The 3,721-nt window shown below is 59.8% G+C and carries 3 protein-coding genes; 1 reads left to right on the top strand and 2 read right to left on the bottom strand.

The genetic code is table 11. The features are described from left to right. A partial coding sequence (locus tag ACIQ09_RS21885) for an isocitrate dehydrogenase kinase/phosphatase AceK regulatory subunit (protein ID WP_398314491.1) occupies window positions 1–797 on the bottom strand: 797 nt, incomplete at its 3' end. 355 nt (window positions 798–1,152) lie between these two features. Here ACIQ09_RS21885 and icd point away from each other — a divergent pair. Next, window positions 1,153–2,397 (top strand): NADP-dependent isocitrate dehydrogenase, encoded by a 1,245-nt coding sequence (icd, locus tag ACIQ09_RS21880; protein ID WP_398314489.1) that lies wholly within the window; start codon window positions 1,153–1,155, stop codon window positions 2,395–2,397. A 157-nt stretch (window positions 2,398–2,554) separates the two neighbouring features. Here icd and ACIQ09_RS21875 read toward each other — a convergent pair. Continuing rightward, on the bottom strand, window positions 2,555–3,721 hold a 1,167-nt coding region (locus ACIQ09_RS21875; protein ID WP_398314487.1), incomplete at its 5' end, for an NADP-dependent isocitrate dehydrogenase.

Raw genomic sequence — 3,721 nt, 5'->3', positions numbered from 1 at the left:
ACCAGAAAATAGGCGCGGGACAGGGAGAAGAGCAGGGAGATGCGCCAGGTGTCGAGCAGGATAGTATCCAGGTGGAGCATGCCCGAGGCGCCGTGGCGTACGGCAATCACGAAGGGGACCTCCTGGTAGCCATTGACCGCTTTGCCGATGATGTAGGCGGTCTTGTTACGGTAGAAGGCCGAGTACAAGACCTGAATCTGGCAGTTCACCTCCATTTTCGGCCAGCTGCCCAGATGCGTCTCGACGGTACGCATCACATAGTCCACATCCCGCTCCAGGTTCTCGAAGGGACGCTGCCAGTCGAAGTCCTCGATGAGGCGCAGGATGGTGGCGCGCAGGCCTTCGTCCTGGGGGTAATAGCTGGAGTAAGTGGGCGGAAAGGACTCGATGTAGTCCGTGGAGATGGCCGGTCGGGTAAAGATGTACGCGTTGCTGAAGTAGTCACGATGCAGGATTTTTGTGGTGACCGAGTTGAAGAAGGTCTCGGCCAGCTCGGGCTGCTTGTGGTTGATCAGCAGGCCGATGTAATGGAGCTTGACCGCCTGCCAGGTGGCGTCGTCGATGGACTCGGCGTTGAACTCCTCGTGGATGCGGTGCACGGTTTCGTTCACCCGGTCGTCGTAGAACTGGACCCGGTCACGCACCGCCGAGAGCTGTTCCTGCCAGGCGGCTGCCTCGTAGCTTTCCTTGGCACGCTTCGACGTCTCCCGGAAGATCCGGTAGTGCTTGTTGAAACCCTCGATCATGGCCTGGGCAATGGCCTGGGCGACCGGGTTCTCGTTACTGATGGCCTCCATCTTCCCTCCCTGCAGTCCGCTACGGACTCTTTGCTGTGGTGTCGCAAGGCGTTTTGCCGGCGCACTTGGAGTCGTGATCTTAGCATTCGGTGATCGGCCGGATCGCCGCGCAGGGCTTGGCTTGCCCCTTTGTAGGTAGGGCGCAGGAATGCTGGGAACGGTTCTTTTAGCGCGCCGTTATTTCGTCCATAATCAAAAGGACCTGTCTTGCCCCGGAGACGGGCTGTGGACAGGTAGCGTTTCGGTTGTGGCGGTGTTTTGCCACGGGAGATTTCCGCTCGGGAAGTCCTCAAGGTGGTGACCACGAGCCGCCCGATCCGCCCGTGCGATGCGAAATCTATGCGAGGGAGTTGGAATGAGTGCTTCTCTGATCAAGGTACCGGCTGGTGGTCAAAAAATCGTCCCGGGCCAGGTTGTTCCCGACAATCCCATCATCCCGTTCATTGAGGGTGATGGCATCGGGGTGGATATCACTCCGGTGATGATCAAGGTGATTGATGCCGCTGTTGCTAAGGCTTACGACGGCAAGAAGAAGATCCATTGGATGGAGGTCTATGCAGGCGAAAAATCCACCCAGCTGTATGGCCCCGACGAGTGGTTTCCGAAGGAAACCTTCGACGCCCTCAAGGAATACTGTGTATCCATCAAGGGGCCGATGACGACCCCGGTGGGCGGTGGCATTCGCTCCCTCAACGTGGCCCTGCGCCAGGAGCTGGATCTTTACCAGTGCGTGCGCCCGGTTCAGTACTTCAAGGGTGTGCCGTCACCCCTCAAGAACCCGGAGCTGACCAACATGGTCATCTTCCGTGAGAATACGGAAGACATCTACGCGGGCATCGAGTGGGCGGCCGAGTCTGAAGGCGCGAAGAAGGTCGTGGCCTTCCTGCAGAATGAAATGGGCGTGAAGAAGATCCGCTTCCCGGAAACGTCCGGCATCGGCATCAAGCCCATCTCCATTGAAGGCACCACCCGCCTTGTGCGTGCCGCCCTCAAGTACGTGATTGCCAACGACCGCAAGTCGCTGACCATTGTGCACAAGGGCAACATCATGAAGTTCACCGAAGGCCTGTTCCGCGACACGGCCTACAAGGTGGCCCAGGAAGAGTTCGGAGCCCAGCCGATCGATGGTGGCCCGTGGTGCAAGTTCACCAACCCGAAAACCGGGCGTGAAATCATCGTCAAGGACGCGATCGCCGATGCCTTCCTGCAGCAGATCCTGTTGCGTCCGGCGGAGTACGACACCATCGTGACCACCAACCTGAACGGCGACTACATTTCCGACGCCCTGGCGGCCCAGGTCGGTGGGATCGGCATTGCGCCCGGGGCCAACATTTCGGACCAGTACGCCTGTTTCGAAGCCACCCATGGCACTGCGCCCAAGTATGCGGGTCTCGACAAGGTGAATCCGGGTTCGCTCATCCTCTCTGCCGAGATGATGTTGCGTCACATGGGCTGGATCGAAGCAGCCGATCTGGTGATCAAGTCCATGGAGGCGGCCATTGGTGACAAGCAGGTGACTTATGACTTCGCCCGTCTGATGGAGGGCGCCAACGAGGTGTCCTGCTCCGGATTCGGTGATGCCATGATCGAACGAATGTGAGTTCGCCTGATCGCGGGCCTGCCATGGTGCCCAGCTGAAAGCAAAAAGCCCCCTCGGTCTGTAGGGGGCTTTTTGATGCAGCCATGTGAAACGGGGGCCGCCCTGCGGCGGCCCCCGTTTACTTCCCGCGGTGATCTGCGGGCAAGGTGATACAGCCTTAGGCGCGTGCGGCCTTCAGTGCTGCGTTGAGCGTCGGGCTCGGACGCATCACCGCCTTGCACTTCTCGGAGTCGGCCTTGTAGTAACCACCAATATCCACAGCCTTGCCCTGAACAGTCTTCAACTCGGCAACGATCTGAGCTTCGCTGTCGGTCAAGGTCTTGGCCAGCTTGGCGAAGTGGGCCGCCAGTTCGGCATCCTCGGTCTGGTTGGCCAGCTCCTGAGCCCAGTACATGGCCAGGTAGAACTGGGAGCCGCGGTTGTCGAGCTCGCCGGTCTTGGGCGAGGGAGATTTGCGGTTGTCCAGCAGTTTGCCGGTCGCTGCGTCAAGGGTCTTTGCAAGGAGAACGGCGCGCTTGTTGTCGTTCTTGATGCCCAGATCCTCAAGGGAGACGGCCAAGGCGAGGTATTCGCCCAGGGAGTCCCAGCGCAGGTGGTTTTCCTCGGTCAGTTGCTGGACATGCTTCGGCGCGGAGCCGCCGGCACCCGTTTCGTACATGCCGCCGCCAGCCATCAGCGGAACGATGGACAGCATCTTGGCAGAGGTGCCGAGCTCCATGATGGGGAACAGGTCGGTCAGGTAGTCGCGCAGGATATTGCCGGTCACCGAGATGGTGTCGAGGCCACGGATCACGCGCTCCAGGGTGAAGCGCATGGCGCGGACCTGGGACATGATGTGGATGTCGAGACCAGTGGTGTCGTGTTCCTTCAGGTAAGTTTCAACCTTCTTGATCAGTTCGTTCTCGTGGGGGCGGTAGGTGTCCAGCCAGAACACGGCAGGCATGCCGGAGTTGCGGGCACGGGTGACGGCCAGCTTGACCCAGTCGCGGATCGGGGCATCCTTGACTTGGCACATGCGCCAGATGTCGCCGGCTTCGACGTTCTGGGTGAGCAGCACTTCACCGGTGTCGATGTCCACGATATTGGCGATGCCGTCCTCGGCGATCTCGAAGGTCTTGTCGTGGGAGCCGTATTCTTCAGCCTTCTGGGCCATCAGACCGACGTTGGGCACGGTGCCCATGGTCTTCGGATCGAAGTTGCCGTTGGTCTTGCAGAAGTTGATCATCTCCTGGTAGATGCGGGCGAAGGTGGACTCCGGCATCACGGCCTTGGTGTCGTACTGCTTGCCATCGGCACCCCACATCTTGCCACCAGAGCGGATCAT

Origin of the sequence: Zoogloea sp. (assembly GCF_044344315.1) — a bacterium.
Lineage (GTDB): Bacteria > Pseudomonadota > Gammaproteobacteria > Burkholderiales > Rhodocyclaceae > Zoogloea.
Note: the sequence above shows the minus strand (reverse complement) of the source record. Positions and strands in the feature narration are given on the sequence as shown.